Annotated in this window: 13 protein-coding genes and 1 pseudogene; 7 read left to right on the top strand and 7 right to left on the bottom strand. The window is 57.2% G+C overall.

Going from position 1 to position 26,013, the window contains the following annotated elements; genetic code table 11:
- Nucleotides 1-56 precede the first annotated feature (56 nt).
- From IVB01_RS04765 to IVB01_RS04750, 4 genes and pseudogenes are all read left to right on the top strand, one after another.
- Nucleotides 57-1,211 (top strand): 8-amino-7-oxononanoate synthase, encoded by a 1,155-nt coding sequence (locus tag IVB01_RS04765; protein WP_247494271.1) that lies wholly within the window; start codon nt 57-59, stop codon nt 1,209-1,211.
- A complete protein-coding gene (bioD, locus tag IVB01_RS04760; protein ID WP_247494270.1) occupies nt 1,208-1,840 on the top strand; it encodes a dethiobiotin synthase in 633 nt (210 codons plus the stop codon). Before IVB01_RS04765 ends, bioD begins: the two co-directional genes overlap by 4 nt.
- Nucleotides 1,837-3,102, top strand: coding sequence for an adenosylmethionine--8-amino-7-oxononanoate transaminase (locus IVB01_RS04755; RefSeq protein WP_247494269.1), 1,266 nt, complete (start codon nt 1,837-1,839; stop codon nt 3,100-3,102). Before bioD ends, IVB01_RS04755 begins: the two co-directional genes overlap by 4 nt.
- Before the next feature lie 852 nt (nt 3,103-3,954).
- Nucleotides 3,955-4,560 (top strand): annotated as a pseudogene (locus tag IVB01_RS04750) (3-methyl-2-oxobutanoate hydroxymethyltransferase); the annotation flags it as partial.
- A gap of 456 nt (nt 4,561-5,016) precedes the next feature.
- On the opposite strand, the gene nolL reads toward IVB01_RS04750, so the two are convergent.
- The 4 genes from nolL to IVB01_RS04725 all read right to left on the bottom strand — a co-directional run bounded on the left by nolL (nt 5,017) and on the right by IVB01_RS04725 (nt 10,767).
- Complete coding sequence (gene nolL, locus IVB01_RS04740; RefSeq protein WP_247494268.1) at nt 5,017-6,138, bottom strand: nodulation factor fucose acetyltransferase NolL; 1,122 nt, start codon at nt 6,136-6,138, stop codon at nt 5,017-5,019.
- A gap of 1,047 nt (nt 6,139-7,185) precedes the next feature.
- Nucleotides 7,186-8,448 (bottom strand): diaminobutyrate--2-oxoglutarate transaminase, encoded by a 1,263-nt coding sequence (ectB, locus tag IVB01_RS04735; protein ID WP_247494267.1) that lies wholly within the window; start codon nt 8,446-8,448, stop codon nt 7,186-7,188.
- Between the two features lie 1,208 nt (nt 8,449-9,656).
- Nucleotides 9,657-10,046 (bottom strand): response regulator, encoded by a 390-nt coding sequence (locus tag IVB01_RS04730; protein ID WP_247354904.1) that lies wholly within the window; start codon nt 10,044-10,046, stop codon nt 9,657-9,659.
- A gap of 91 nt (nt 10,047-10,137) precedes the next feature.
- Nucleotides 10,138-10,767 (bottom strand): response regulator transcription factor, encoded by a 630-nt coding sequence (locus tag IVB01_RS04725; RefSeq protein ID WP_247355029.1) that lies wholly within the window; start codon nt 10,765-10,767, stop codon nt 10,138-10,140.
- 966 nt (nt 10,768-11,733) lie between these two features.
- Between IVB01_RS04725 and IVB01_RS04720 the strand changes: the two genes are divergently transcribed.
- Nucleotides 11,734-17,298: a trifunctional serine/threonine-protein kinase/ATP-binding protein/sensor histidine kinase gene (locus IVB01_RS04720; RefSeq protein WP_247494266.1), complete on the top strand. Its 5,565-nt coding sequence runs from the start codon at nt 11,734-11,736 to the stop codon at nt 17,296-17,298.
- A 786-nt stretch (nt 17,299-18,084) separates the two neighbouring features.
- Here IVB01_RS04720 and IVB01_RS04715 read toward each other — a convergent pair.
- A complete protein-coding gene (locus tag IVB01_RS04715) occupies nt 18,085-18,711 on the bottom strand; it encodes an FMN-binding negative transcriptional regulator (RefSeq protein WP_247494265.1) in 627 nt (208 codons plus the stop codon).
- A 1,400-nt stretch (nt 18,712-20,111) separates the two neighbouring features.
- On the opposite strand from IVB01_RS04715, the gene IVB01_RS04710 reads away from it, so the two are divergent.
- Together IVB01_RS04710 and IVB01_RS04705 are read left to right on the top strand one after the other, a co-directional pair.
- Entirely contained in the window at nt 20,112-20,666 is a 555-nt protein-coding gene (locus IVB01_RS04710) for a hypothetical protein (RefSeq protein WP_247333140.1), read from the top strand.
- Between the two features lie 702 nt (nt 20,667-21,368).
- On the top strand, nt 21,369-22,298 hold the full coding sequence (locus IVB01_RS04705) for a TauD/TfdA family dioxygenase (protein WP_247333277.1): 930 nt from the start codon (nt 21,369-21,371) through the stop codon (nt 22,296-22,298).
- Between the two features lie 780 nt (nt 22,299-23,078).
- On the opposite strand, the gene IVB01_RS04700 is transcribed toward IVB01_RS04705, so the two are convergent.
- Nucleotides 23,079-24,632, bottom strand: a complete 1,554-nt coding sequence (locus tag IVB01_RS04700) for a carbohydrate porin (RefSeq protein ID WP_247333139.1) — start codon at nt 24,630-24,632, stop codon at nt 23,079-23,081.
- Nucleotides 24,633-24,881: 249 nt separating this feature from the next.
- Nucleotides 24,882-25,025: a hypothetical protein gene (locus IVB01_RS04695; RefSeq protein ID WP_247333138.1), complete on the bottom strand. Its 144-nt coding sequence runs from the start codon at nt 25,023-25,025 to the stop codon at nt 24,882-24,884.
- Between the last annotated feature and the right edge of the window lie 988 nt (nt 25,026-26,013).

Here is a 26,013-nt window from a genome sequence, read left to right as displayed (position 1 = left end):
TCGTTGGCGACCAGTTGGGAGTTTTGCTGCGTCCATCCTTGCTCAGCGAGTGAAGAATGAATTCCATCATTGCGGGTAAAGTCGCCAGCTATGCGGCAGGCTTAGATGCGCTTAAAAACGACGACCGCCTGCGGAGTCTCAGGCCGCGCACCGGGATTGACTTTTCATCAAACGATTATCTGGCGTTGGCGAGCGCGCCGCGCATGAAAAAAGCCATCGTGACCGCGCTCGAAGGGGGTACTCCGATCGGAGCCGGCGGATCACGGCTTCTGCGCGGTAACTGCGAGGAGCACGAACGCCTCGAAGCAGCAGCGGCGCGGTTCTTCGGCGCGCAGACCGCGCTCTTCTTCGGCGGTGGTTATGTCGCAAATTTTGCGGTGCTGACAACGTTGCCGCAACGGGACGACCTGCTCGTCCTTGATTCCCTGGTTCACGCCAGCATTCACGAAGGAGCACGAGCTGGCCGAGCCGCGTTTCGAATCAGCGCCCATAACGACCCCCAGGTTATCGAAAGCGCAATTTGCGACTGGCGTGCCGCGGGCGGAGCGGGGCGGGTCTGGATCGTAGTCGAGAGCCTCTACAGCATGGATGGCGATTTCGCACCGCTTGAAGACCTGCTCGCGATCGCGGACCGGCACGATGCGTTCTTGGTTGTGGACGAAGCTCATGCCACCGGCGTTTACGGCGAGCAGGGGCGAGGCCTCACAGCGGCCTATGAAGGACGCGAAAATCTCCTGGTTATTCATACCTGCGGCAAGGCGCTGGGAGCCGCCGGCGCGCTTGTTACCGCCTCTGGCGTGCTGCGCGACTTCATAATCAATCGCTGTCGCCCGTTTATCTTCGCGACCGCCCCTTCGCCGTTAATGGCGGTAGCCGTACGGGAGGCTCTGTTGATCCTGCAGGAGGAGCCGGAGCGCCAACAGCGGCTGGCGAGGCTTGTCGCGTTCACGCATCGGGAGATGGTTGCGCGAGGCGAGAGAAGTCCTTCGAACTCGCAGATCCTGCCCTATATCGTTGGCGAGAATGCCCGCGCCATGAGGCTAGCGTCCGCGCTACAGGCTCGCGGATTTGACATCCGAGGAATCAGACCGCCAACGGTGCCGGCCGGCACGGCCCGTTTACGAATTTCACTGACGCTCAACGTCGGAGAGAATGAGGTGCGTGCGATGCTCGATGCCCTCGTTGAGGAGACGAGGGGCGGATCTCGATGAGTCAGCGGATCGTGGTGACCGGCACAGATACAGGGATCGGCAAAACTGTCTTTTCGGCAGGCCTTGCCCATCTTCTCGGCGCGAATTACTGGAAACCAATTCAGGCCGGTGTTGAAGGAGAGACCGATAGCCAGCAGGTCGCACGACTGAGCGGTCTTCCGGCCGATCGGATCGTTCCGGAGCGTTACCGCCTTAAAACGCCCGCTTCCCCGCATCATGCCGCCGAAATAGATGGAATTCGCATCGACCCCGATTCGCTCGTCCTGCCGGATACCGGGGAGCGACCGCTCGTCATCGAAGGCGCTGGCGGGCTGATGGTGCCGCTGAATTCTAGCGCACTCTACATCGATATCTTCCAGCGGTGGCGACTTCCCGTCGTGCTTTGCGCGCGCACGCTACTCGGGACCATCAATCACTCGCTGCTCTCGATAGAGGCCTTGCGAAAGCGCCAAATCGACATTCTTGGGATCGCATTCATCGGGGAAAGAAATTCTGAAACTGAGAGCGCAATATGTGACATCGCGCGGGTGCGGTGGTTAGGACGGCTGCCCTGGATTTCTCCTTTGACGGCAGACAGCCTACGGGATGTCTTCAAAGGCTCGTTTGTTCAAGGCGATTTCAAGCCATGAAGCCAAACAAGAGGTGGCCAATTTGGCACCCATTCACGCAGCATGCTCTTCACAACGAGATGACCAAGGTTGTGCGTGGCGACGGTGCTTATCTCTACACGGCGGATGATCATCGAATCATAGATGCAATCTCATCCTGGTGGGTCGTCACTCACGGCCATTGCCATCCGCAGATCGTGAGCGCGATTCAGGAACAGGCCGGCAAGCTGAACCAAATCATTTTCGCCGGCTACACGCATGATCCGGCCGAGGAGGTCGCTCGGCTCCTTTTGAAACTCACACCCCGAGGCTTGGACCACGTGTTCTACTCGGACAGTGGCTCAGCCAGCGTGGAAGTCGCCTTGAAGATGGCGCTCGGCTATTGGCACAATATAGGCGAACAGCGAACACGCATCGTTGTCATGCAGCACTCCTATCACGGGGACACGTTCGGTGCGATGTCAGTTGGTGCCCGCGGTGTCTTCAACGTGGCGTACGGACCTCTCCTGTTCGACGTGACCTCAATCCCGTTCCCTGCGAGCGGTCTTGAGCGGGCGACGCTTGATGCGCTTGAGTCAGCATGTCGGAACGAAAATCCCGCAGCCTTTATTGTCGAGCCTCTGGTGTTAGGAGCAGGCGGAATGCTGATGTACCCAGCTTGGGTGCTAAGAGAGATGAAGCGGATCTGCGAGGCGTCGGACGTCCTGTTCATTGCCGATGAGGTCATGACGGGCTGGGGCCGCACCGGAACAATCTTCGCCTGTGAGCAGGCCAATGTTGTGCCAGACATAGCGTGCTATTCGAAGGGTCTCACGGGAGGGGCGCTGCCGCTCGCGGTGACACTCTGCCGGGCGGAGATTTTCGATGCCCATTATTCAAAAGACCGTACGCGCACATTCTTTCACTCGAGTTCGTACACGGCAAATCCGGTGGCCTGTGCCGCCGCTAAGGCTAACCTGGAGCTGTGGAAAGACCAGGAATGTCACCGGCGCATCGCTGCGGTTGCAACCATGCAGGAGCACGCAATTGAAGCATTCCGCGCCGATCCGCGCTTTGCAAACGTTCGCCGTAGCGGCACCATCACAGCACTCGATCTGAAGACGAGAGATACCGGCTATTTCGCAGGCATCGGCCCGAGGCTTCACGCCTTCTTTAAAGACCGTAATCTCTTGCTGCGCCCACTCGGTAATACGATTTATGTGATGCCGCCATATTGTGTAACAGCAGGTGACCTGGACGAAATATATGCAGGCATTTGTGGCGCTGCCGATACACTGGCCTGAAAGACACGCGCTGCAGCGCAAGATCAAGGATCCTGAGCTGTCGTCGGCTTCCCGAACGACTTGAGAGAGCCTTGCCATATACCTACGAAATGGACGATTGTGACCTCGCATCTGCAACGTGGGTGCTGCCGGCCGGGCGAGATCGCGGGCTTCGCCGGGTCGGTCCACAGTGTCATCGCGCGTTCGGTTTCAGTCCGATCGCGTTATCGCGATTGGTTGCGTGTTCATCTGTGTGGATGCCTGCGCGAAGTTGTTACAAAATCATGAAGTTATGCGTCCATTGGTGACAGCCTGTTGCGGAAGTTCCGCCTTTATTTCGATTAGATGAGATTGCCTGGACGGCAGGTCTTATCAAGCCTCTACGGACACGGACATGCTGGACACGTCATCCGCATTCCGGAGTTTGCGGCAGCCGCGCGAGCGCTGGTGCATCTTTCCTCTTTCCCTCGCCTGGTCGCGGTCGTTTGCGGAGCCTGCAGTCCGCCGAAGCCGTGGCTTTAAGCGCCAGCCCATCCTTGTCAGCAGCCAGAGGTAACGGACATGCCGCCTTAAGGGGCCGACAGCGGCTTTGACACGTAAATCGCAGCCTCATAAGCACACCCACTATCGCCGCTCGCGTGCGTCGTCTCCAGGCCGCCGTTTTTGACGCTCAGAATGTTCGGATGGTCAGTCCATGGAACACCGCGCAGAGGACATGTTGAAAGACCTTATTTGCTGACCGCCCAATCATTGGAAACTTTGTGCTTCCGACTTCTCAGTGACGCTCCTTTTCGGGCTCCCTAATGACAGATACCTTTCGCTCTCCAAGGGGAAGGCCATTTCCAGAGACATGCGGGGCCGGATCAGATCGACATGAGCCACACTTCGCAGCTGCCGGTTGAACGCGTCACGAGTCCAGTTCTGCAACGACGCAAGGAGGAAGGGCGCGCCATGGTGATGATCACGGCTTATGATGCGGGTAACGGCACGCATCGCCGATCCTGTCGTCGACGTCATTCTTGTCGGCGATAGCGTCGGCAACGTATGCCTTGGGTTTGATGACCACTTTACCGGTCAGCATGGCGACGATGAATCACCACCTGGTCGTGGTCGCGCAACAGGGCCTGGCGCCCTGCTTGTAGCTGACATGCCGTTTCTCAGCTTTCATCTCAGTTCCGACGACCCGATATGCAACGCTCGAGGCGTCCTGCAGCGTGGCGCAGACGCCTCGAACTTGAGGGAGGGGCAAGCGTGTTGAGATGATCCGGGCCTTGGTGAATTGCGAAATTTCCGTGATGGGTCATCTTTGGTCTCACACCACAAAAGCGTGAACGCGATGGGCGGCTTCAAGGTACAAGTTCGGAACGTGGACGATGCCCTACGCCTGCTTGACGATGCGCGCCAGCTACAGCAGCCGGATGCTTTGCTCTTGTCCTCGAAGGCGCTCCGGCCGAGCTCGCTGCGCGCGCGACTGAATCTGAGCACAACTTGCTCGCGATGAGTAATCGCCTCGCCATCTCATCGAACAAGAACGGCTTGTTCGTTGCTGAGGGCCTTTTACTTCGGGCAGCTGCGGGCCGAGACGGAGATTCGAACGACTGGACTCTCGGGTTCAGTACGGCACTCGAAGAAACATCTCGCCGAGTGTGATTGGATTAGTTCGATCGCCAGATCTGGGTCGAAACCCGGCGGCTGGACGACTGGTGCAGCGAAGCTAATCTCACGACAGTCGATCTTATTTGGACGGAGGCAATGGGCTGAGTTCGCCGGTGCCATACAAACCTGATCAATACACGCTTCGATGGGGTTGCTCTTATGCCGATCACCGGCTCGACCGGCGGCACGCCGTCGCCGTCGGATCTGGGTTCGAGCGCTATTCCCGCGGCGTCACAAGCTATCGCCATACCCTGCCGTACAAACGTCAAATGCATACAGCTAGTTCATTGCAGGTTTGGCTTGCGGAAGACCAGAGCGTGGCGGCATTCCAAGGACGAGCTGCGACAGATATGGAACGCCGCGAACAATCGAGCGCACCGTTAGCGCGATCGCAATAATCGCGGCCCCGAGCATACCCGCGATGATCAACCGGGTCGTGAGATCCCAAAGTTCTCCGAACTGTACGAAATCCATGAGACGGAACACGGTACCCTGGACCAGGTAGAGCAGCAGCGTGGTCTGGCCCAACTCCACAGCGATAAAGCGGGCAATTCGATTTGAATGGCCAACGCTCCAGCATTGCAGCAGGAGTTCGATAGCGATTGCTGAGGCAGCTGCAGAGCCAACAAACATCAGAAGCACGTTTTTAGCCGACCGAAAATCGTGAATTACCCCAAGATTATTGTAGACATAGGTATCCTTGCCCCAAGCGAGAAAGCATACGCAGGTCACTATTGAGAGAAGTAAAATTAGGAGCGGCTTGTGATGTCGCGATGTACGCGTCCATCGCTCTCTCGATTGAGCAAGCAAGAAGCCGAAGCAGAAGAACGGGTAAGTGAATCTGATCAGGGGTGATATGGAGAATGTCAGAGGCGCGAGTGCGACCAGTATGGCTAAGCCAGATATGACCCACGATTGGTGGTTTAGCCTGGTAGAAATCTTGAGGAGAAGGTAGGAAACAAACGTGGCCCAGATGAACCAGTATGTGCCAGCGAAATCGTCTACAAATTCCAAAAGTCCGCTCGTTAGGCGGGGCGCGCGCCACAATGCCGCCAGCTTAGCTGTCTCCATGAACGTCCACCAAAACAGCATCGGCAGCAAGAGCTGCTTCGCACGGTCGCTGGCTGCTCGAGTGAACGACTTTTGCAGCAGTGATCGAGAAGAAAGATATCCGCTTATCGCCATAAAGAGCGGCATGTGAAACATATAGATCGATTTGTAGTACGGCGAATACCAAAACCCGTCGTCTCGGTAGATGACATACTGAATCAGGTGCCCAGCGATCACCAAAACAATGAGCGCACCTTTCGCGAAATCTAAGCTTAGATCTCGATCGTTTGCCTCTGTCGTGCGCGAGCTCGGGGCGATCGTTCCAGTCACGCGTAGCAATGTGTCAAACATCTAGATATCTGTTGTTGATGAGCCGGCGGCCCGTTGTCCGCTTCTTCTGCCTCATTTTTGATCCAAACGAAAGGTGATGGCGGGAGTTTTTGGAACGGGAATAGTCAGGCCATTGAAGATGGAGCTGGCTGAGCGTCTCTGAATGCCTCGCGGAACTTTGTGGCAGGGCAGATATCTAATTTGAGATACTGGTGTAGCAGTGCGGGCACGGCATACTATTTGCAGACGCGGTTCTGGGAGGAAGACTGTCGCGCTCAGCCTTCCACTCAGCCCGACGCATCTCGGACCCGGCAGATGCGTCGGGCTTCTTCGGTTGGCCCAGTTGACATTTGGTCCGTCACCTTCGCTTGCCGCCGAGGCGCTCACGCCAAATAGGGGCTTCTGATAGCTGAACTCGAGGACTCGCCCGCACTTCCGCAAATGCTTCGTCCACCGCGCCGGCCGCCGGCCAACCAGCCGGTGTGTGATATCTCTCGTGATGGCGTTGCTCTCCTTTGGAATCAGCACCCCGAGCCTACCGGCTCAAGGTGGCAACGCCGACCTCTTCAGAAATTCAACAGAACCCGGGACATCCCCAGCGCTCGTTCCTTGACGGCGTTCGTCGCAACGCCGGCCGCCGGAGTGATTGTTGCTGCACCTATGCTGTAAACGGCTCAGGCTGGATCGCTGCTGCACAATCTACGGTCCCAACAAAGTCCGCACCCGTGCGGCTGGGCACGTGGGCACCAAGAAGCCATACCACACCATTTGACTCCATTCCGCTGCGAGCTCACCTTCGGCAGACCTCAGAGTGGAAACTTAGATAAGCCAGCTCGACCAGAATCGCTCGCGATTGCGAGGTTCTATGGTCAAGGTGCTGCTCGCACTCACGTGTTGTGGATCGAGGAGGGCAGCAGGCGTTCTCCGCGCATCAGCCGACTCGGAGGGTCACAGATAGAGTTGGCCTTCAGGCTTCACCTTCATGATCATGGCCTCAAAACTCCTGACCATTTCGGCGTGTGCGGCGATGCGGTCGCTAGCAACAGTTTCTCTCGTGTGCCTACAAGTTTAGCTTGCTCGGGCTGAATTCAACGTTTCGGTCAATGACTCCTCGAATATGTCGAGGCCTTGTCCCAACGTTTCTTGCTCGATCGTAAGTGCAGGCAAGAACTTTACAACCTGATCGGTCGGTCCGCATCGCTCGATAATCAATCCCTTCTCAAACGCTCTATGTGACGTCGCCTCTGCGATTTCGGTCGTTTTGCAATCGAATCCGCATACCATGCCCCGTCCACGAACAGCAAACCTGTTTCCGTGCTGGTGCGCGATAGCATCGAGTCGACGCCGCATAAATGCGCCCAATCGTCGGACCTGTTGCGAGAACGTCTGGTTGCGCCAATACAGATTCAAAGCCGCTTTGCCAGAGACGAGTGCAAGGTTGTTTCCTCGAAACGTCCCCGTGTGCTCGCCTGGTTCCCATGCGTCAATCGCTTCTTTGATCAGGAGCATCGATAGTGGCAAACCGTACCCACTCAGCGATTTCGACAGTACAACAATGTCTGGCGACAACGCAGCGAACTCGAAACTGAAGAACTCGCCTGTACGGCCACAGCCCATTTGGATATCGTCAACTATGAAAATAGCTCCGACCTCTTTTGCCAAAGCCTGAATTGACTGCAACCATTCCTCGCCGGCGACGTTAATGCCTCCCTCTCCTTGCACGGTTTCGACGAGAATGGCGGCTGGAAGATCAGTGCCACTGCTCTCGTCCATTAATACCTTTCGCACGTAATCCGCCGCACTGTGAGCGGAGCCAAGATACCCATCATAGGGCATGAACGTTGTGCCGGATAAGGGAATGCTGCTGCCTTTGCGGTAAAAGCGGTTACCGCTCGCGGCTATGGCTCCCAAACTTTGGCCGTGATATCCATTCGTGAAAGAAATGACGTTGTGACGTCCTGTGATCTTACGCGAGAGCTTTAGAGCTGCTTCAATAGCGTTAGCTCCCGTAGGCCCCGTAAACTGAAAGCGGTAGGAAAGATTCCGTTCACGAAGGATGACAGAGCTAAAGGTCTCCATGAATTCGATCTTTGCTGGAGTGGCCATGTCCAAGCCGTGGACGACCCCGTCCGACTCCAGATACTCGCTGATTGCCGATTTGATCTCCTGATTGTTGTGGCCATAATTTAGCGCTCCAGCGCCGGACAGAAAGTCAATGACCTTTCGGCCACCCTCTGCGAACATAATCGAGCCGCGCGCCCTGCTGAAGACAGCAGGAAAGGAACGTGAGTACGAGCGCACGTTGGACTCTAGCATTTCGACTGTCTTCATTCTGTGCGGCTCGTGTCCTCCAACCATGTGGTCGTCTCCTCGACAAGAAAATCTGCTCGACGAACAAGCGCGCGGCCAACATCGTACAGGATTGGCAGACCACGAGCGCACGGTTCCGGCGGCTCTCGGCGTCCTTTGGGCTATGCGTAGGGCGTCTGAAAATCAGCTCCAACGGCTTACCCGAGAACCAGGCGGAACAAAGCTACTATGTTTAGTAGTTTCGTCCCCATCCAGCGAGGGCCCCGGCTAAGTCGTCCTTCGCGGGCAAACTTGCTTAGCCGCGCGCGATTGAAGAATTTGCGCATACTGCGCGGTTAGCTTGGAAACGGGAAGTATGTGGGCCGAAAAATCTCGTCGCGACCAGAGGGGCCGATGCGCTCCGGCGATGGCGGCCCGCCAGGCGGAAGCGTGTGTTGGATGCTCACGCTCACGGTCCCGCGAGTAGAAGGGACACGGCCCCGCAGATCTGGCCCAGCGCGCGGGCTTATCGCGCGTCCAGAGCCCCGCTTTGGGCCTTGCGTTTGGCCGGGACCGGCGCGGAGAGTGGTCGGCGTGGATGCGTTCGGCAGCAAAGGCGTTGGGCTTGAAATCGCTTCGACCAGGGGCATTTGTGTTGCCCTGCAGCGGATGCGTAGGTTTTGGGTGCTTCGGCCCGCCGAAGGGTTGCTGGGAGCGAACGCAAGTTCGCGAGTTTGGCGCACACCACTCGATCCTGCGAAAGCCAACGTCGCCAAAATGCGATCTTTGTGGCTTTTGTGAATTCCGCACCGATCGTTTCGACCGACTGCGTGATTTTGGCCGCGATCGCCGCGCCTTTCCTCCCACAAACTCCGGTGCCCGACCTATCTGGAGCGGTCGCACAAGTTTCAGGTGAGTTCTTTGTTCTAACGAGGTACTGCCGGCAAGCCGCTGCCGTGGCACTTTCGCGCTAAGTCAGCAAGGATCGTAGCACTGAACGTAGGGCGCTCCTTCGTTAAAGCGAGGAGGGCCTCGCCTCGTCTGATTGCGCGATCATACCAGAGGCGCTTTGTCAGGAGCCCGACGAAGTGTTTCAACCAGATGCCGAAACTGCAACAACAACGACAGGAATGCGGCAAGATCGAAGGGCGAGGATCGCCACTGGCACGCGGTAGCACGGGTAATCGCGCATTGATCGACATCGTAAGCGCCGCGCAGGTGCGGCTTGGTCCAGACTGCTTCCCCATCTTTCACGCGTTCGTTCCACCAAGATGCTCGCTAAGCGCTTCATCGACGCAGGCGATCAACTCCAGACTGGCAAAGGGTTTGGCAAAAAAGCCGGTTACGCCGGCGCTCAACGCGCGGGCTCGCGTGCGATCATCTGCGAAGGCAGTCATCAGGATGAATGGCGCAGCGTGGCCCTGGGCCCGCATCTGTTCCAAAAGTTCAAAGCCGCTCATCATGGGCATCTGCACGTCTGCAATGACACAGGACGTATCGTTCAATTGAGATGACCGCAAGAATTCGTCAGCCGATGCAAACGTACGAACGTTGTGACCCTGCGATTTCAAAAGGTTGTTCAGTGCGGCACGAATCGAAGGATCGTCGTCGACAACGGAAATAGTTGAATACCTAGACAAGACGACCCGTTCTTAGTTGGGCGAAGGCGCTGGCGGAAGCATGACGGCCAGCAGAAGGATGCGCTTGCACGACGAAATTGTAAAACCATACCTAGGTTTGTACCCTGAAACGGTCGGTCCCAATTCCCAGCCTCTCAGTCATCCTGATCAAATCGGCCAGCGATCGAGCTCCCATCTTCTTCATCACGTGACCGCGATAGATTTTGACTGTAATCTCGGCGAGCCCGAGTTCCGCAGCTACCTGTTTGTTCAATAAGCCGGCGGCGACTAGTTTCAATACATCCTGCTCTCGTGGACTTAGGGCCTCAAACAAGGACTGCAGCCTCCTGACCACCTTGTCTACACCTCGTCTTTTCCGATCCTGTTCGATAGCTGCGACTACGCCATCGAGTAGTTCCTGATCGCGAAACGGCTTGCTGAGAAAATCGATTGCTCCACTCTTCATGGCTTTGACAGTCATCGGAATATCGCCATGAGCGGTGATGAAAATAATAGGAATGTGAATCTTCAGTTTGGCTAACTCACTCTGGAGCTCAAGGCCGCTCAATCCCGGCAGCCTGATGTCAAGCACAAGGCAGCTAGGAACATCAGGGAGCTCGCTCTGGAGCATTTCCCGGGCCGATCCGTAAGCAACGACATCCAGACCGATCGAACGAAATAGGTTGACCAGCGATTCGCGCATTGAGAGGTCATCGTCGACGAGGAAGACGCGCGGCCTCACCTCCGGCCCTACGACATTTGCGGCTTCCTTCCGCGGTTCAGAGCGCCTGGTCACGATCAGAGCCTCACTTGTACGATTTACAGTAGAATCGTCGCCCTACTACGACCTTTGATTGACCACGTTGCCTTTCAAGGACTTTCGCGCAGTGCAAAGTTTGAGATTTTCCAGGTATGTGACGGGTCAGCCATTCGCGCCAGCGTGATGGTACAGGAAAGTCTAGCAAAAACCGCCCGACTGGTCGAGAACTGCCTTTCGCGTCTGTCCGCCGTCGCGTCGGATCGGCCCCGCGGCATCGATCAAACGATCAGCAGCGATCGAGAAGCACCGACTCCAGAACTTGAGGCGCTCGCTTTAGCATGGCGGCGCGTGTCGCCTGGCCCTCGCGAATGAGGCTGCAGCGGACGACCCATTATGCGGCTGAAGGATCAGAATGCCCGGCGCCTTGGTAGTTGAACGCGGGGGCGCGAGCTGAGCGAATTGGCGCTATCGTGCCTGTGCATGCGCCGATCCCGCCCGCGTTGAGATCGGCAAGCGGCGTAGACTATCGCACCCATACTAAGGAAAATAGACATCAGAACGAGTAGCAGCGGCATCAGCACATGAACTTTTCTTTTTCTCAGAGCGCCTGTGAGTTGCTCTTTGCGCGGTTGAGGAAAGCACCTCGCACCGACTTCGTACAACCTGACGCTAGGTGCGATTCAAGTCCTTTCCGTCATGTTTGTCGTAAAGATGCTCGAACTCGAGCTGCTGCAGGGGCGCTCACGTGCGTTCGTTCGGCCGGCGCGCAGGACTGGGCTGGATCGACACGATCGGGCCACGCATTGGGTGTGTAAGTCGCGTCTCGGGGTGCCGCGGTCCACTCTTTGGCGGCCTTAATCGGTACTCGCGCCGTTTTGCGAAGTCCCTTCACAAGCTCGCCCCATATGTGTCAGGTTTCGGCTCAGTCCTTATTGACCGGGCGGGCAAATGCCGCGGGACCCCCTCAGCCGAACACTGTTCGGCTCAAATGTCGACAGTGACATCCAGCCCCTGTGGGAGGACGGTGATCGCGCGTTCTGCCGTGCGAGGCAAATCCACGGCAGCAGGGCTGTCGTGCTTGCCGTGCGGCCCATCACGGAAGACCCAACGACGCTCGACCGCCTCGCCCATGAGTATGAGCTGAGGGAGGAGCTAGACGAGGCATGGGCGGTGCGGCCGTTGGAACTGATCAGGGAAGCTGGTCGGACTATGCTGGTCCTGGAGGATCCATGCGGCGAGCCACTGCTAAATTTACTCGGGGTCCGTATGGAACCCAAGCGCTTCCTGCGCCTCGCTGTTGGTATCGCCAGGGCCGTGGGCAAGCTTCACCGGCACAGCTTAGTCCACAAGGACCTGAAACCCGCTCACATTCTGGTCAATTGTCCTGACGAACAGGTACGACTCACTGGTTTTGGTCTGGCTTCCCGTCTTTCCCGCGAGCGCGTGCCGCCTGAGCCTGCCGAGTTCATCGCCGGCTCGTTGCCCTACATGGCGCCCGAACAGACCGGACGAATGAATCGCTCGGTCGATTGTCGCAGTGATCTCTATTCACTTGGCGTGACATTCTATCAGATGCTGATCGGCGCGCTGCCGTTCACGGGCTCAGATCCCTTGGAGTGGATCCATTGTCATATTGCAAGAAAAGCAATCCCGCCCGTCGAGAAATCACAAAACCTCCCCCTGCCGATATCTCAGATTGTGATGAAACTCCTCGCGAAAACCGCCGAGGAACGCTACCAGACTGCCGCTGGCCTTGAGCACGATCTGCAACACTGTCTCGCAGCATGGGCCACCCACGGTCGCATCGACCCGTTTGAGCTCGGCACAGACGACACACCTGATCGGTTGCTCATCCCCGAGAGGCTCTATGGCAGAGCCCTTCAGATCGAGGCTTTGCTTGCCTCTTTCGATCGCGCGGTGAAGAGCGGCGCGCCGAGGTTGGTGCTCGTCGCCGGTTACTCCGGCGTCGGTAAGTCTTCGCTCGTCCAGGAGCTACACAAAGCACTGGTGCCCTCGCGCGGGCAGTTGGTGTCAGGCAAATTCGACCAACTGAAGCGCGACGTTCCCTATGTGACGCTAGTGCAGACGTTTCAGAGTCTTGTCCGTCCTCTTCTCAGCAAAAGTGAGGGCGAACTCGCCACCTGGCGGCAAGCGCTCCGGGAGGCGCTCGGCGCGAATGGACGACTGATGGCCGAATTGATTCCCGATCTGAGCCTGATCATTGGCGAGCAGCCCGCGGTTGCTGAGCTTCCAGCCCGGCAAGCGCAAATTCGTTTCCAGCTGGTGCTTCGTCGCTTTATTGGCGTGTTCGCCCGGCGAACCCATCCTTTGGTGCTCTTCCTCGACGATTTGCAGTGGCATGATGCCGCAACGCTCGACTTGATCGAGGATCTCCTGACCCAGTCGGATCTGCACCTGCTGCTCATTGGAGCTTACCGCGGCAACGAACTTGATGCAGGCCATCCACTCAAACGCAAGCTCGACTCCATCAGGGGAGCCGACGTAAATTGCGAGGAGATCACGCTATCGCCGCTCACTGCAGACGATGTCGCGCAGTTAGTCGCGGATACCCTTCGCTGCGGACCAAAACGCGCTGCCCCGCTTGCAAAGTTGGTGCATCAGAAGACGATGGGTAATCCGTTCTTCGCCATTCAATTCCTTTCTGAACTGGCCGAAGAGCAGCTGTTGACGTTCGATCACGAGTCGGCGCGCTGGCGATGGGATCTCGAGCGTATTCACGCAAAAGCGTACACCGAGAACGTCGTGGATCTGATGCTCGGCAAGCTCATCCGCCTGCCCGAGGAAACGCAGGACGCGCTGCAACAGCTGGCCTGTTTCGGCAACATCGCCGGGACGGCGGAGCTTGCGATCGTGCTCGAAATTTCGCAGGAGCAGGTGCACGCGACCCTGTGGCCGGCGATCCGGCAGGAACTGATCGCGCGCCACGGAACAGCCTACCGCTTTCTCCACGATCGCGTTCAAGAGGCGGCCTACTTGCTGGTGCCAGAATCCTCGCGCGCTTCTGCCCATCTGCGGATCGGTAGGATGCTGGCGGCACACGTCCCTGCGCACAAACGCGAAGAGGCGATCTTCGACATCGTCAGCCAACTTAATCGAGGTGTCGCGCTAATTGCCTCCGGTCAGGAGCGTGAGCAGCTCGCAGAGCTGAATTTAGTGGCAGGGCAGCGTGCCAGGGCGTCGGCGGCCTACGCCTCGGCACTCACATATTTCACCCTCGGTGCTGCGCTGCTCGCGGAGCACTCTTGGCAAAGGCGCCACGAACTCGCGTTCGCACTGGAGACAAGCCGGGCCGAATGCGAATTCTTGGTAGGCCAGCTGGAAATTGCAGAGAGCCTCCTGTCCGTACTGTCGAAGCGCGCCTTGAACGCGCCCCAGCGAGCAACGGTCGCATGTTTGCGGGTCGATCTTTACTTGACGCTCGGTCAGCACGGGCGGGCAGTGCTCACAGGGCTCGAATATCTTCACGACGTCGGGATCGAGTGGTCGCAGCATCCGACGGACCAGGAAACATTAGCCGAATATCAGCGGATGTGGTCACAACTGCCCGACGCAATCGAGGATCTTGCTAGTTTGCCTGCAATGACAGATCAGACCACGCTTGCCACGCTTGCCGTATTGACCCGGATTCTTCCGCCCGCAGGTTTCACGGACGCCAATTTATCCGCTTTGGTCATCTGCAGAGCTGTCACCATCAGCCTCGAATACGGCAACACTGATGCTTCTTGCGCCCATTACGCATGGCTAGGCCGAATCTTGGCCGGGCGCTTCGGTGACTACCAAGCAGCTGACAAATTTGGTCGTCTTGCTTGCGACCTGGTTGATCGCGGTGAGTTCTCCCGTTTTCGGGCTCCCGTCTATTTGGCCTTCGGGTGCAACGTCATCCCGTGGACGAAGCCCCTAAGAGGTGGCCGGGTTTTGATTCGGCGAGCGCTCGCAGCTGCGGTCAGCAGCGGCGATGTCATCTATGAGGCGTACAGCTTGCTTCATCTAACCTCAAATATGATCATGGCCGGAGATCCCCTGAAAGAGGTACAGAACGAGATAGAGAAAAGCCTCGCTATGATACGGAATAGAAAGGTTCAGTTTGCTGCTGATACCGTAGCCGCTCAGCTCGCAATCATTCGAAGCATGCGCGGCCTCACGCGCTCATTCGGTTGCTTCGATGACCAACAATTTGACGAGCTAGACGTCGAGCGATCGTTGGCACGCAGTCCGGAGCCGTCACCTAGCGAAACCATCTACTGGATCCGCAAACTTCAGGCGCGATTTATAGCCGGCGATTATGCTGCGGCTGTTGATGCTCGCTCCAAGGCGGAGCCCAAATTATGGACCATGCCGACAGAGCCCTTGATCGCGGAGTTTCACTTCTATGGTGCGCTGTCTCACTCATGTTATTGCGACAAGCCAGGCGAAAGCGAACAACACCAACATCGGGATATCATTGATGCCCATTACACACAGCTGCAGATATGGGCGACGAATTGCCCCGAAAACTTTGAGAATCGGGCTGCCTTGGTCGGCGCTGAAATTGCAAGGCGGGAATACCGCGATACAGACGCAATGCGACTGTATGAACACTCAATCCAGACCGCAGCACGTAACGGTTTCGCCCACCACGAGGCAATCGCTTGCGAACTTGCAGCGCGCTTTTATGCTGCGCGCGGTTTTGACAGAATCTCCCGGGTTTACCTGCAGGACGCGCGGCGCGGCTACCTTCGTTGGGGAGCAGATGGCAAAGTGCGTCAGCTCGACGAGCTGAATCCCCATCTCAACCATGAGGAGACCACTCCTGCCGCGAATGGAATGAGGATCGGAGCTCCGGCTGAGCATCTTGATCTCGCGACGGTTACAAAAGTGTCGCAGGCGATTTCCGGCGAGATGGTTCTTCAAAAACTAATCGACACGCTTATGCGGACTGCCATTGAGCAGGCCGGCGCCGAACGAGGTTTGTTAATTCTGCTGCATGGAGGCGAGCCGCGGATCGAGGCGGAAGCCGCAGCGGTAGCAGATGCGCTGCTTGTAAAGGTGAATGAACAGCCCGTAACTCCGATGGCACTTCCCGAGTCCGTGCTGCATTTCGTCCTACGTGTCCGCGAAAACGTCATTCTCGAAGATGCTGCCGCCGAGCCTTCATTTGCGGAAGATCCGTATATCCGCGAGCGCAAAGCGCGTTCTATTCTTTGCCTGCCACTGATCACGCAGGGCAAGCTGATCGGCGTACTTTATCTGGAGAATAATCTCGCCGCGCGCATATTCTCGGCTGCCCGCAACTCGGTGCTGAAAATGCTTGCCTCGCAAGCTGCAACTGCGCTGGAAAACAGCCGGTTGTACAGCGAAGTTCAGCAACGGGAGTCAAAAATTCGGCGCTTACTCGACGCTAACATCATCGGAATATTTATCATTCGCGAAGGAGGCGAGATCATCGAGGCAAATCAAACCTTCCTCACGATGGTTGGATACGACCGAGAGGATCTCGTCGCGGGGCGAGTGAACGGTCTCGACCTGACACCGCCAGAATGGCACGAGCGCACACTGGATGCTGGAACAGAAGCAAAACGGACCGGAGCCGTTCAGCAGTTCGAGAAAGAGTATGTCCGCAAGGATGGCAGCCGCGTGCCGGTGCTAATTGGCCTCGCCGTCTTCGATGCGCGAGACGACCAAGGTGTTGGCTTCGTCCTCGACCTGACAGGGCGAAAGAGAGCGGAAGCGGAAGCCCGTGAAAGCGAACGACGGTATCGCGAGACTCTGATGGGGCTGGCACACGCCAATCGGATCACGACAATGGGACAGCTGGCCGCCTCAATCGCCCATGAGGTCAACCAGCCGATTGCCGCGATCAGCAGTAATGCGGGGGCGGGGCTAAATTGGCTCGGTGCTCAGCCGCCAAATCTGGAAGAAGTTCGGCAGACCTTCGGTTTGATCGTCCGTGACAGTATGCGTGCAGGGAACGTGATCCGTCGGATCCGCGCTCTTATGAATAAGGCTCCTATGCAAACGGAGCTTCTCGCAATTGACGAATTGATCTTAGAGGTGCTGGCCCTAGTTCGCGCGGAACTTGCGAAAAATGATGTATGGGTGCAAACGCGACGGACTGAGGCGTTGCCGCTCGTCCGCGCAGATCGCGTCCAAGTCCGGCAGGTGATTCTCAATGTGATCACGAACGCCATCGAGGCCATGAGCGAGATCAACGAAGGTGACCGCGAGTTACTGATCAGTGCGCGGACAGATGACTCGAATAACGTAGTGGTCACTTTTCGGGATACGGGTCCAGGACTTGATCCGAACAGCGCTGACCGCGTGTTCGAGGCGTTTTACACCACCAAGTCCGAAGGGATGGGCATGGGGCTGGCCATTTGCCATTCTATTATTGAGGCGCACGGGGGCCGGATGTGGGCGGGCGCCAATGATCCTCGCGGGGCGGTCTTTCAGTTCAGCATGCCGGTTGCGCCGGAGGGCGTGGATCGGTCGGAACAGGTCGCTTCACCGTCTTAGGCTCGAGTTCGATATCGAGCAGGGCGCTCCGGGAGCCCCGATCATCGTGACACAAGCGAGCGGCGAGACCTCGAGGATTTGAGACATTCGCGTTTCTTACTGCCCATCGAGGAGTGTCGGAGCGAGCGACAGCAACCTCGATCCCGCGGTCTCGCAGATTTTCGCGAATAATCAGAAGATCTACAGTCTGACCGTAACGTCAGATTCAGGACGCTTTGAGGGCTTCCTGCAAGTCTCTTGAGACTTGCAGGGCGTCAAGCGGAATCAGACGAAAGCTGCACACGCAGTGTTCGAGAGAATGACGGCAATCGCCCTCCAAAGCATCTTTGTTTGAGTCGGGAGAGCGACATGATTTACTTTATAATGCATGCAATCGTCGCCTGTGGCTGCGCAGAGTCTCGGTGTGGCTGATCAGCTCGAGCCAATCCCAAGTGCTAAAGTGGTTTAGGAAGGGTTGCTTTGATAACAGTGGAGCCAGCGCAGCACCCTTGAATCCGATCTCAATGCAGAGCATTCCTGTCATGCGCCCCGAAGCAGGCCCCGGATTGCAACCGGTGTACCGCTCTTCTCCGGAGTTGGCCTCAGGGCCTCGCGCCGCTGCTGCCGCTCGCAATAGGCGACGCGCAAGCGATGGCGTCGTGTATGGTTTTCTGTGCTCTGTAAAAGCGCCTGACCCGAGCAGGAACCGACCGGCGCCGGCGCATCGCTGCGCAGAAGGAGAGCAGTCGAGGATATGGAGAAAATGCAGGTGATACCGCGTCGTTCACAATACGTCGTTCGAGTTCGTCATCCTTTCGCAATGAGGTGAGCCACACGACGGTCTTCGTCACGGTCGCTCTTCGATAACCCTTCGATGACGCCGGCGCGATCCGCCGCGTTGCGGTTCTGGCTCATCTTCCGCGTGCCATCGAGGCGTGTAATTTGCAATCGCAGACCGACAATCCCCTTAAGCTCCGTTTTGATGAAATCGGCAGGGGCGTCAGAAACCGCCCAGCGGTCTTTGCCCGAGCGCTCATGCACATCGGTCAGCCGCGTGACCACCGTTCGCAGCCGATCGGCGTCATCGAAGAATTCGACCGCCCCGTAGGCATGCACAGCGACATAGTTCCACGTCGGTACGGCCTCGCCTCTCTCGTGCTTGGTCACGTACCAGGAGGGGCTGACATAGGCCTCCGCTCCAGCGAAAATGGCCATCGCCTCGCCAGTCGGTGTCAGCTTCCACTGCGGATTCGCACGCGCCACGTGGGCGTAAATCGTGCCCATGGAGCCTTCGCGCTCGTCGAGTACTACGGGCAGCATCGTTCTAACAAGCCCTTCGTGAGTAGCGGTGATCAGTGTCGCCGAGCGTGCCTGGCGCATCGTCCGATGAACGTCGGTGATATCGACAACTTGGAAGGAGGGCGGCGTGTACATCGACGAAGCTCCCCGGCAGCCCGAGGGAAAGCCGGGCGACTCATGATTCGGACTGGGGTACACCTCATGCTGGATCATAAAAACGATCAGTTTTGGTGGGTGGTTTCATTCCTCCGCGCGCGCTAGGCCCTGGGGGCAGCAAACCTATGATGCGTCAAAGGTGCAGGTGCACATCGGAGGGTGCGTTTGCACGCTGGTCAGCCGTTGCCTTCTATGCGCCCGCTTGCAGACGAATTCGGCTCTTCGTGCCGATGACTGCAGCACATGAGCAGCTTCACCTTAGGGCTGTGAGTGGGGACGACCAGAATTGCGGCTGAGCCCTGCCGCATCAGCTCGAAGCGCCGCGAGTCGCAGGTTGGCGGTGACTGGCTGTGCTAGATCCGCCCCTGGCACTGGACAGACAATCAAAAACAAGGAAATCGTAGCCATTCCGGCGGCGTGATGATTGCCGGTCATGAAATCGATAGGAGGCGTCCGTCCGTGTGATGTGTCTGGCACGCGACATACGGGGCCAATCTGGCCCATCTATATCGCAGAAGAAGGGGGCCTGACATCCGACGTGCAATCCAGGAAGACGACGATCCCAGCCGCGCCGCCTATCTGTTTCCCGCGGATGCGAATTATCATGCATCACGCGTTCTGGCGCTGGTCGAAAATGCCGAAGAGCTCAAGCGCCTCCCGCCGGTCCAGCAAAACGTCAAGAGCGACGGCCCATCCTCCCAGGCCAGACGTGTTGCGCGCTACAGTATTCCGCTGACGGGGCCTCGAAGCATCGACCGCTGCTTTCATCGGCCGTGATTGGCTCTATGGCTACCCAGATCCATCACAGCTGGCGCGGAGCCTGCGGCTGCACACTTCGGCTGTTGCGTAGCATGGTTCCGATCTTCCGATCCTGCCTTATTGAGGACGATCTGATCGCGTTAACGCCGCATGCTGATGGCCTATTCCAGTTCAGCATTTCAGTTCGAGAGTTCAAGTCCTCGTGCGGATTTTCCGGGTAAGAGAGAGCATATGCCTATGAAGGACACGATGAGCACATCAAGCGGTCGTTGCGCGTGCTCGGTGGACTTGCTGTCGTCGTCGGCGTCTCTTCCGTGCTCGGATCGAACAATGTGCGATCGGAAGCCCTCAAGGGCTTTGGCTCTGCAGCGACGGGCGCCCTTGGAGGCGAGGTAGTTCAGGTCAGATCAACCAAAGCTCTGAAGTATGTGTCGTTCGTACAGCTACGGGCACTGCAATGACAATAGTCCGCGCGAGATCCAGGTAGTCGGAAAGGTACGGAAGGGAAAGGCGAGGGGCAGGGTTGCCAATACGGCCGTGCTTGTTCGGCACCTTACAAGAGTGAGTCCCTTCTCCTTATAGACGGCAACGATGCGCATTGCGATGGCAAGGAGAAGACATTGGTCGGCTTCGACAGGGCCGGCAAGCGCCCGCTGGAGATTGGCTCAAACAAGACGGTGATCGGCGTTGGCCTGAGCGCTACAATCAAAGGGAAGGGGCTACGCCTAAATGGGGTCAGCAACGTCGTTATTCGCAACCTGACCATCAGTGATATCAATCAAGGCGTGATATTTGCCGGCGATGCTATTGCAATTGCACGAGCCGACCTGGTTAGGATCGATCACAACCGATTTCACAATATCGGGCGGCAGATGATTGCCGGCGGTTTTGGCCCTACGACGAATATTACGATTCCTGGAACGACTTCGATGGCAGCGATACCTATTCCTCCTATTGTAACGGGGAGCACCATTGGAATCTCCTGTTTCTTGGTGTCCCGCAGACGATCACCATCGCAAATAACTATTTCCATGAGATCTCAGGGCGGGCGCCGCACATTGACGGAGCGCAGGCTATTATTCATCTCCTTAGCAATTACTTCCGCAACACGAATGCGCAACAGAGCGGCGGATTCTTCCATGCAGTGGATGCTGGACCATCTGTGCAAGTACTGATCGAGGGCAACTACTTTGACAACATTGAAACACCTATCAAGACTGGTAGTGGACATATCTTTGGCTTGTTGAGCAAACCGAGCCGGACCGTGCAGAACATCTGCCTCGCCGTGCTCGGACGTCTGTGCATCGAGAACATCGCGATCCCAGTGCCGCGGATCAATGGCTTTCGCCTCAGCCGTAGTTCATCGTTTGGAGCTCTTCCAAGGTCATCTATTCCTCTTCCATTTCCAGCCGATGATGTTTCGGCAGTGATCACGGCCAGGGCAGGTCCCGGACACCTTGAGAGCCGGTGACGGCCCGTTCGCAGAGGCGGCTCGAGACTGGCCGACTTCCGCAAACTGTTGAGCGGAGGGCGCATACTGGACGAGAACAGCACGCACAGCTGGCTGCCCGACGTTGCACGAGGACCGTATGGCCTTTCTCTTCGGGTGCCGAGCGGTACATTTCTTGTCGATTATGTGCCCTATGCCTTTCGCCGCCAACCCGGGTGGCGTTGGCAAGAGGGTGGAGGTGGCATCGAGTTCCTGGCAAACTGTTTGACTCGAATCCGATCCTGTACCTGACGGACGTTCACAGCTCCGTTTTCCGACTGGCATGGTGCTTGCTCGAGAGTACCCGTAGCGCGAGGCTCGCCTTCGAAACCGAGTCACACGCGCCCTTGTCCGCTTGAAGAATCTGCAAAGCTTGGAAAAATTCGCAATGAAACAAACGGCTTCGACCGAGAGTGTCATTCCACTGACCGACGTCGTCAAGCGCGCACCGCGCATCGGTGTTGAAATCAGAAATATCACGCTCTCGGGTGATTTACCGAGCCAAACTATCGCTGGGATCAACAGCTTGCTGCTCGAACACAAGGTGATCTTCTTCCGTGATCAGGGGCATCTTGATGACGCGGAGCAGGAGCGCTTTGCTGCTTGTTTGGGAAGGCTGGTGCCGCATCCGACACTCGGTACGATCAATGGAACGACCTCGATCATCGAGCTTGATTCCGCGCGCGGAGGTAGCCGGGCTGATGTATGGCACGCCGATGGAACCTTTCTCGCGGCGTATCCTAGACTTGCGGTGCTGCGAGCCATTGTGGTCCCATCGTCCGGTGGCGATACGATTTGGTCAAACGCTGTGGCCGCCTATCTGGATCTTCCGCGGCCGCTCCAACGGCTTGCCGACGAACTCTGGACCGTTCACAGCAACGCCTTCGACTACGCCGGGACCTGCCGTGTTCGCGAAATCGACCAGAAGCATTTTGATGAGGTCTTTACCAAAACGATCTATGAGACGGAGCACCCGGTGGTCCGTGTACATCCCGAGACCAGCGAGCGCGCGCTGGTGCTCGGCGATCTGGTGCAAAGGTTTATTGATATCCCAAAACGCGACGGTCAGAAGCTGTTTGATCTATTCCAGTCTCATATCACGGCACCCGAAAACACCGTACGTTGGAGCTGGAAAGAAGGCGATGTCGCGATCTGGGATAACCGCGCAACGCAGCATTATGCGGTCAACGATTACGGTGACCAGCATCGCGTCGTTCATCGTGCCACAATCGATGGTGACGCGCCCGTCAGCGTCGACGGTCGATGCAGTGTAACGCGCCTCAAGACGACGAAGCACCCGTCCACGAAGGTTGCCTAGCAAGGCTCGGCAAATTCACCGATAATGCACTGCTCTTATCGCATGTTCGCGCGAATAGATGTTTGAGAAGAGAAGGAACCCAGCAGAACGCCACGCGCAATTGGATGGGAGGGCTAACGCGCCGCAGACTCGGGAGGCGACCTCCTTGCTGGAGTAAGATGCTAAAGCTCGTCTCGACCGGCGAAAATGAGTCAGCATTCGAGTGGCGCACGTCATCCGGCCGCGTCCGGTCGATTTGCCGCCGAAGGGGGGCACGTGTCCGCCGACCTCGCGCATCGCCTTTCGGCCAGCGCCACGACCGTCGGACAGATATAGCGATTGCCGTAGTTGGGTAGCTTTGGCACCTGTGTCGCGGTTCCGCTTACCACACCTCTTCGGCGTGAACTAAGCTCCGAGGGCACGATTTCGGCTTGTCATGGCAGAGTACGAGCTCGGACGCGAGTCTGACGAACTGCACCAGCAATCATCCAAAAGCAATGTCGCTGCCGCAAGCTCAGCACTCAATTGAACAAATGAGCATCGAAGATCATTCCGCGGCCGGAGGGTATAGCTCTTGCGCAAGTACGATGTCGGCCTATCGCTCGTAGACCGAAGCAGCAGGCTCTAACCTACCATTCCCAACAGCATGCTACGTTGGATATCACGGCTCAATTTTACGGGGTACCCGGCTTCGCGTCAGGAGCACAGCGGATACCAAAATCGCCGTGATGGGTGGCCCACACCGTTGAAAAGGGCGAGTGGGGATATCGACTACATGACGGTCCGCGCAGTCCTGAGAGCCTAGAAGAATACCGACGTAGATACCAATATATTCAGGGCGTGTCCTGTTTGCGGCGTGTAGGTAATGCTTGTCGGGTGATTGATGTACGTCAGTCCTACGGTTGTATATATCCCGGGCGCCAGATGCGCCGTATACAGTCCCGAAATTGCTGTGCTGTCCCGGTGCGCCAGCTGCTCTTTCGCCAATGCAGCGTCCACCGCGAAATGGCTCCAGATGGTGTTGTTGACAACAAGACTCATCTGATCAGTGGGCCGGCTGTCAAACAGGCCCTTCGCATACAGGCGAAGCTCGTAGTACTGACTAGCCCTATTTAGGTCAGGCGGAGCGTACATCGCAGAGAACCCGCCATAGATTCCGCGAGATGCCGAGCCATGGACGGCAGACTGCCAGAATTGCCTATCCGCAGCTACATAGTAGACGCTGTTCGCCTTGGCTGTCGGTTGCGTCGGATGCTGTAGGTCCGTGTAGCTGCTGTTGTTAAAGCCCGCGCCAGCCCGCAGCCAAGTCTCGGGTACCCCGGGAGCAGGCTTGTTCTTATAGCAAACTTCATCAAGTAAAAGAATGCCCGCGTCGCGCGTGCTCCAGTTCAAGCCAGTGGGATTTTCGCTTACATGCGTATATTGACCGGCTGGACTAAGCGAGCGCTGGATTGAGAGCTTGTTATATAAGCGATCGTCAAAATTGTACTTCAGATTAAAAGCCGGCGTTGGCGCCCAATTGTTGCTCATGCCTGCTTGGAACAGCATCTTCGACGAGGGTCCAAAAACTTTTTCTCCGGCACCCGCAAACTCATGTTGGTTCCTGAGGTAACCCACTTTGAGTTCGATCTTCCTTTCGAAGAACGTTTGATAGTAGGAAACTGCATTAATTCCCAGTCGGTCTGGCCCGGCGCTCTTCCATGTCCAATATTGATGCTCGGCTCCCACGACGATCTGACCGTCGGGAATTCCAAACCGAGCGAGGTCATAGGTCACGATCATAGAGTTGACCGTACTAAATGTCGGATTCTGGCCGACATATTGTTGATTGGCGATGGTGCTTCTGGCGGCATTACCGAGTTGATTGTTGACGAACGTGTTTAGGGTCCAGCCGGCGAATCCAATCCCGAGATCCGAAAGCTCGGATCTGACAGAAGCTGTATCCTGATCTATGGTGTCCGCAGGACCAGGCCCAGTGAACGCCGCACCTTTTTCGCGGAGCTTCTCGAATTTTGCGAATGGGTCAATCTGCTTTTGACTTCTGCTCTTGGCGGTGACCTCCGCACTGTCGCGCGTTGTGGTAGACCTAGCTGCTTTTGGCAGCGAGTTCCCAGAAAGGCGCGCTGCTCCTTTGGGCCGGCCGCTTCGGAAGGTTACAGCCGGATTCGAGATTGTTTGGCTTCTTGCTTCGGCGAGCTCATCGGGGCTGTGACTTCTAGGGCCAGAGATATCACCAGGTTCTGCCTCCGCCGAACTGCAGGCGAGACTAGCTATCAGGGAAAGGAGAATACGCCCTCTTGACTTCGCACTTGGTCGAGAGATGAAAGCAACTTCGCCAGCCGAGTATGTCCGCATGGATACTGGCGCTATACCGCAACAATGCATCGTGATTTCCACGTCCGTCGATTTGAATAAGGTGCACGTCCATCTGACGGTCTAGACCGGTTCGGGATCCTAGTGCTCAAGGCGGACTAGGTGACGCTTGAGGCCAGGCGGCATCTCTATGCCAACGAGACCCGCTCAGCCTTCCGCGCTATCACCACTGCTGGCGCAGCTTGGCCAACGTGGTGGTACCCAGCGCGACGCAACCCAGCCGCTCGATCGCTAATCGAGTGCAAGCATCTGCTGCACCGTGTCGAGACGGGGTGTGGCCTGCTCGATGTGACGTTCGCTGGCAAGAGATTGGCGGCCAGCGCCGGAGCCCAGGGATTCTCGCGACAAATCCGCTGCCACGAGGATGTTCTTCAACAGAGAGCCGCGCTAGCTGAGCTCGCATAAGAACACGCCGGACCCTAGAAACGCCCGCAGCTCGGTCCATGGGATGAAGCACAGGCGGGCAGAAGGGGCTAACATCTTTTGACGCCCGTAAGCTCGCTGAGGCCGGCACGAGGCCTTGATTGGCTCTCATGGGAAGATGGAGAGCGCGATTGGAGGCGTTTTGATAGCTGCGGGACCAGACAGAACATCCATCAGCTCGATTGGAGTTACCGGATCTATATCGCATCGCGACTTCGTCCTTGATGTGGCCCGAGCGAGTTTCACCGGCACTGACTGGCATGTGTCCGTCATCTCCATCAATTGCTAGGTTTGGTAGGTTGACCGGGCGCGGGACGTCGGCCTCGCTGTGCGAATCTGTCGTGCCGCTCGGCGCGAGACCGTCCCGGCGTCAGGGACGAACTCCGGTATGGCAGCATCGAGGGGTGCCATTCGGGAAGGTCGCTTCGATTGCGGTTGCGCGAGGCTCTTACGGGAAACTTGTTTCGATCCCGCGGGATCCGGTTCTAACTGTGGTGCTCGATTATCGTTGGCGCCGTGTCGCGCCGGCGCCGGTCCTTTTGTGCTCTTTGGTCTAGCTCATCGCGTCGACCAGCTGCTGCTCTGGATTGCACGCAGCGATCCGTAGCGATTCCGGTCGAGCGGCGACCATGCACATCAATAGGATCCGTCGTGCATCACCACGAAGCGCTCCTCTTTGCTGGGAGTTCGTATCCAGCGTAGACCGCAGGCTGATTGCGGTATCCCGGGCTGCCAGCGCTTGAGGAGGTCGAAACATCCTCGTACATCCGGACGAGCTCGATCAGGTTTTCGATACCGAAGTCGCTGAACGCCTACATCTCATCTTCTCCGACGCGGTAGACCCAAATGAAGCGATCGCCATTTTGTTGGCGACGTCCCGCAGCCAGTCGTCGTCCTGGTCGAGGTCCGCGGCCACACGGGCAATGGTGGTGATGTGATG

Source organism: Bradyrhizobium sp. 164 (genome assembly GCF_023073715.1).
GTDB lineage: Bacteria > Pseudomonadota > Alphaproteobacteria > Rhizobiales > Xanthobacteraceae > Bradyrhizobium.
The sequence above is the reverse complement of the archived record's forward strand: the minus strand, read 5'-3'. Positions and strand labels throughout refer to the sequence as shown.